We start from the raw sequence: 5,700 nt of genomic DNA on the forward strand, positions 1-5,700 counted from the left end.
CATGTTGTGCGTGTTGAGCTCGGGGGGCCGGTCCGCGCCCCGGCCGCGGCGGGCCCGCCGGCCGGTGGCCAGGTCCAACTCGACGTCGGTGTGCCCGGCGGCGGCCACCACCGCGGCGACCGCGGCGGACGACAACGCCGCCCGGCCCAGGTTGGTGTGCAGCACGACACCGGTGGCGTTGAGCACCACCCGGGGGCCGGGCGTGGGCAACGCGGCGACCGCCGCGTCGCGTACCTCGTCGGGGTTGAGCTCACCACGACGGGCGCGGCCCTGCGCGTGGGAGACGATGGCCTTGACCTGCTCCCGGCCGAGAGTCACGGTGGCGGCGGCCAGCACCGGGTCGGCGAGCAGCGTGTCCGTACGGGGCACCCGACGTCGCGGGTCCACCGGGCCGTCGCCCATCACGTCATCTCCTGCAAGCGGTGTGGCGGAGACGGACGGGAATCGAACCCGCCTGGCCCGGGTCCCGGACCACTCCGGTTTTGAAGACCGGGAGGGGCACCAGCCGCCTGAACGCCTCCACCGGCCATTCGATCACACCGCGGGCGGCTCCGCCCAGTCAGATGGAAGATCCATGGCGGTCCGCCGCGCTTCCACCCGCTCGCGCTGCGGCACCACTGTGTACCGGGGGTCGCGGGCCGAGGCGACACCACCGTAGAAGATGCCGAACCGGGTCAGCACCGACGCGGCCAGCAGCGCGGTCCCCGAGAGCGCCCCGACCATCCGGCTGCGCCGGCCCAGCAGAGCACCCGCCACCCCGCCGGCGGTCAGCAGCCGCCCAGCGCGCAGCAACCGACCCGGCCGACCCAACCGGTAGGGCTCGCTGAGCAGGCCGAGGCGGGTCTCCACCCGATGCGCGCCGTACAGCTCCAGGGCCGCGCCGGCCACCGCCATCCGGCGGGCCGGCCCGGCCTGGGCCGGCGGCGCGGCGAGCAGACCCACGCCGGCACCGCTGGCCAACGCGCTGCCCGCGAAGATCACCGGCAGCTCGGGGTACGCCTCATGCCACGACGGCACCGCCGTGTCGGCCAGCAACACCCCGGTGTACGTGGCCAGCGCCGGAGCGGTGCCGGCGGCGAGCAGCCCGGCGGCGTGCCCGATCGACGGCAGCGCCCGGCCGGCCAGCCCGAGCAGACCGCGCCGGGGCAGCACACCGGCCGCCTCGGCGATCGCGGCGACACCCGCCGCCGGCCCGTACGCGGTGAGGATCCAGGTACCCATCGACATCGGCGAGGTCGGCTTGGCCACCCGCAGCATGTGGTGGAACCGCGCCGGCCGGCCCAGGTCCTTGACCAGGAAGACGGCGCTGGCGCTGACGGCGGCCAACGCGGTGACCCGACCGGCGCGCCGCAACGCGGGCCGCCCGGTGAGCTGCCCACCCGCGGCCAGCAGTGACGAGCCGGCTGCCAGCCCGCCGGTGAACAGGTACGCGGCGATGTCCCACTTCCACACCGGCCCCTTGAGGATGGGCCGACCGTAATAGGACGTGAACTCGGCCTCCGGCACCCGCAGTTCCTCGGCGCCCCCGCCGCGCCGCCTGCGCCGCCGGCCGGGAGGTTCGCCGCTGCGCCGCACCGTCTGGTCACCCCGGCGGCCCCTGCCGACCTCGTCACCGCTGGTGCTGTCCCTGTCGGTGGTGATGGCCCTGCCGGCCGAGTGATCGCCCGCGCCCGCCGGCGGCTCTGCACCCCGCGCATGCTCTGCGCCCGTCGTGCTGCCCGGCCGCTCCAGGCTCGCCTGTGGTCGGTGGCCGCCCTCGTCGGCGAGCCGCTCCCGGAAGCGACGGAACCGGTCGCCCACGGGGCCCGACGGGATCATGAGGAACCTCCGACGAACGCGGCGACGGTCGCCGCCGCCATGGCGAGAGCGGCGAGGCCGGCGCGCTTCCACATCTTCGGCAGGTCACGGGTGGTCACGACCGGGTCGGGCGGCAGCCCGTACACCTCGGGTTCGTCCAGGAGCAGGAAGAACGCGCCGTCACCACCCACGCCGTCGTCAGGGTCGTGCCCGTACAGCCGGGCCTCGGGGACGCCCCTGTCGTGCAACGTCGCCACCCGGGCGGCGGCGCGTTCACGCAGCTCGTCCAGGGGCCCGTACTGGATCGACTCGGTCGGACACGCCTGCGCACACGCCGGAGTCATCCCCGCGCCCAACCGGTCGTAGCACAGCGTGCACTTCCACGCCCGACCGTCGCCCTTACGCTGGTCGATCACCCCGTACGGACACGCCGAGATGCAGTACCCACACCCGTTGCAGATGTCCTCCTGCACCACCACCGTGCCGAACTCCGTGCGGAACAACGAACCCGTCGGACACACGTCCAGGCAGGCGGCATGGGTGCAGTGCTTGCAGACGTCCGACATCATCAACCACCGGAAATCCGTGCGCTCCTCGACGCCCGTGCCACGGCCCGGTGGTTGGACCCCCGGCATCCCCAGAAACTGCGGTCCCGCGTCGACCGGCCGGGCCCGGTCGGCGTCGACCGGCGCCCCGAGGACGTCCGCCAGGGCGACACCATGCCCGGCCGGGCGGGGCTGCTCGATGAACGCGACGTGTCGCCACGAGTTCGCTGTCAACGCGCCGGTGTTGTCGTACGACATGCCGAGCAGGTCCAGGCCGCTCTCCGGAACGCCGTTCCACTCCTTGCAGGCGACCTCGCAGGCCTTGCAGCCGATGCAGACGCTGGTGTCGGTGAAGAACCCCATCCGCGACGGCGCGTTCTCATAGCCTGCCTCGGGTGCCGGGTCCAGCGGACCGTACAGGCTGTTCGGGTCAGGAAGCACCGTGCTCCTTCCCCTCGTCGTCGGTGGTCACGGCCGGCGCGTGCTGGCCCGGGATGATCCCGGCGCGCCTCTGGTAGTCGGCCACCAGGTCGAGCAACGCCGGGCCGGTGGGACGGCGGCCCGGCCGCACGTCGCAGGTGCCGACCTTGCTCTCCTGGATCAGCACGTTCGGGTCCAGGCTGATGCCGAACAGGTCGTTGGCCGAGTCGCCGGTCACCAGACCCTCGAAACCGAAGTGGTACGGCAACCACACCTGGTGGATGATCCGGCCGTCCACCCGCAACGGGGTGAGCCGGTCGGTCACCAGCACCCGTGCCTCGATCGCCGCACGGGCGGTGACCAGGTGCGCCCAACCCAGATGCGTCAGCCCGACCTCGCCGGCCAGGGCCGGGGACACCTCGACGAACATCTCCGGTTGCAGCTCCGCGAGGGGTGACACCGTCCGGCTCATCGCACCGGCGGTGTGGTGCTCGGTGAGCCGGCTGACAGTGAACACGTACGGGAACACCTGAGCGTGCTCCTGCGGCGGACTCGGGTTCACCGAGTTCACCGGGTGTGCGTACATATTGCGCGTCGGGTTGGCCTGCTGGCCGTAGAGCGGGTTACGCACCGGCGACTCCACCGGCTCGTAGTGCGTCGGCAGCGGCCCGTCCAGGACACCGCTGGGCGCGTACAACCAGCCCTTGCCGTCGCCCTGCATGACGAACGGGTCGTCGCCAGCGATGCCCTCCGGCCCGGACGCGCCGGGCGGCGGCCGGTACGACGGTGGCTTGGTCTTCTCGAAGTCCGGCACGTCGTAGCCGGTCCACTCGGACTTCTCCGCGTCCCACCACACGTAGCGTTTGCGCTCGGACCACGGGTTGCCGTCCGGGTCGGCGGAGGCACGGTTGTAGAGGATGCGCCGGTTCGCCGGCCACGCCCAACCCCACTCGGCGGCCACCCAGTCCTGTTCGTGCCGGGACTTGCGCCGGGCCGCCTGGTTCACCCCGTCCGCGTACACGCCGGTGTAGATCCAACAACCGATAGCGGTGGAGCCATCCGCGCGGGCCTCCGCGAAGCTGGACAGCGGACGGCCGCTGGCCACGTCGTACCCGTTGATCTCGCGCAGCACCGCCTCGGCGCTCGGCTCCGCGTGCGGACCGTGCGTGGGATAGTCCCAGGCGAGGTCGAGCAGCGCACGGTCGCGCGGCAGCGGCGAGTCGGCCAGCCGCTCCCGCAGTTTGCGGCCCAAATGATAGAAGAACCACAGCTCCGAGCGGGCGTCGCCCGGCGGCTCGACGGCCTTCTCCCGCCACTGCAACAACCGCTGCGTCTGGGTGAACGTGCCCTCCTTCTCCACATGCGACGCGGCGGGCAGGAAGAACACCTCCGTGCGGCACTCCTGCGGCACGATCTCGCCGGTGGCGACCTCGGGGCCGTTCTGCCAGAACGTCGCGCTCTCGATCATGAACAGGTCGCGGACCACCAACCAGTCGAGGTTGGCCATCCCGAGCCGCTGCGCGCGTCCGTGCGCCGACCCGACCGCCGGGTTCTGCCCGAGCAGGAAGTACCCCTTGATCTTGCCGTCGATCATGTTCAGCACCTGCTGGTACGTGCCGTGATCACCGGTCAGCCGAGGCAGGTAGCCGTAACAGAAGTCGTTCTCCGGCGTCGCCGCGTCACCCCAGTACGCCTTGAGCAGGCTGGCGGCGAACGACCCCGCGTTACCCCAGAACCCCTTCTGCCCCGGATGGCGAATGCTGTCCACCCACTCCTCGAAGCTCGGGTGTTCGGCGTGGTGCGGCATCGGCAGATAACCGGGCAGCAGGTTGAACAACGTCGGGATGTCGGTGGACCCCTGGATGCTGGCGTGCCCGCGCAGCGCCATCACCCCGCCACCCGGGCGGCCCATGTTGCCCAGCAGGAGCTGGATGATCGCACCGGTGCGGATGTACTGCACGCCGACGCTGTGCTGCGTCCAGCCCACCGAGTAGATCAGCATGCCGGTCCGGTCCCGGCCGGAGTTCGTCGTCCACGCCCGCGCCAACTCCAGGAACTGCGCCTGCGAGATGCCGCAGACCCGTTCCACCATCTCGGGGGTGTAGCGGGCGAAGTGCCGCTTGAGGATCTGGTAGACGCAACGCGGGTGCTGCAACGACTCATCGCGGCGGGTCTGCCCGCTCACCTGCGCGCCGTGCGACTCGTGCGTCAACCCCGCCGCGCTGTCCCGCTCCTGGGCCGTGTGCCCACTGCCCGACGAACCCTCGTGCCCCTCGTACTGCCAGCTGTCCTGCACGTAGGCGCCGGTCTCCGGGTCGAAGCCGGAGAAGAAGCCGTCGCCGTCCTCGGTGTCGCTGAACTCCTCGCTGACGATGGTCGCCGCGTTGGTGTACGCGAGCACGTACTCCCGGAAGTCCAGCTCGTTGTCGAGGATGTAGCGCACCACCCCACCGAGCAGCGCGATGTCCGTGCCCGCCCGGATCGGTAGGTACTCATCCGCGACCGCACTCGTCCGCGTGAACCGGGGGTCGACGTGGAAAACCTTCGCGCCCCGACGCTTCGCCTCCATCACCCACTGAAAACCCACCGGGTGTGCCTCAGCCATGTTGGAGCCCTGGATGACGATCACGTCAGCGTTGGCGATGTCCTGCTGGAAATCCGTCGCACCGCCACGACCGAAGCTGGCCCCCAGACCGGGGACGGTGGCGGAGTGTCAAATACGGGCCTGGTTCTCGATCTGCAGCGCCCCCATCGCGGTGAACAACTTCTTGATGAGGTAGTTCTCCTCGTTGTCCAACGTCGCCCCACCCAGACTGGAGATACCCAGCGTCCGGTTGAGCGGCCGACCCTCGGCGTCGACGTCCTCCCAGGTCTCGTCCCGGGCGGCCAGGACCCGATCGGCGATCATGTTCAGCGCCGTGTCGAGGTCGAGGTCCTC

At 71.2% G+C, this 5,700-nt stretch carries 3 protein-coding genes, 1 tRNA gene and 1 pseudogene; all 5 read right to left on the bottom strand.

All coding sequences use genetic code 11. From position 1 onward, the window contains the following. A pseudogene (locus AB0B68_RS31990) lies at positions 1–402 on the bottom strand (L-seryl-tRNA(Sec) selenium transferase); the annotation flags it as partial. Between the two features lie 23 nt (positions 403–425). Beyond that, positions 426–521 (bottom strand) — tRNA-Sec (locus tag AB0B68_RS31995). A 13-nt stretch (positions 522–534) separates the two neighbouring features. Continuing rightward, a complete protein-coding gene (gene nrfD, locus AB0B68_RS32000; RefSeq protein WP_357206713.1) occupies positions 535–1,818 on the bottom strand; it encodes an NrfD/PsrC family molybdoenzyme membrane anchor subunit in 1,284 nt (427 codons plus the stop codon). Further along, the gene (locus tag AB0B68_RS32005) at positions 1,815–2,783 is read right to left on the bottom strand and encodes a 4Fe-4S dicluster domain-containing protein (RefSeq protein WP_357206715.1); all 969 of its coding nucleotides are present in this window, start codon (positions 2,781–2,783) and stop codon (positions 1,815–1,817) included. Before AB0B68_RS32005 ends, nrfD begins: the two co-directional genes overlap by 4 nt. After that, a partial coding sequence (gene fdh, locus AB0B68_RS32010) for a formate dehydrogenase (protein ID WP_357264742.1) occupies positions 2,773–5,700 on the bottom strand: 2,928 nt, incomplete at its 5' end. The genes fdh and AB0B68_RS32005, both read right to left, overlap by 11 nt.

This window comes from Micromonospora sp. NPDC049049, from assembly GCF_040649115.1.
Taxonomy (GTDB): Bacteria; Actinomycetota; Actinomycetes; order Mycobacteriales; family Micromonosporaceae; genus Micromonospora.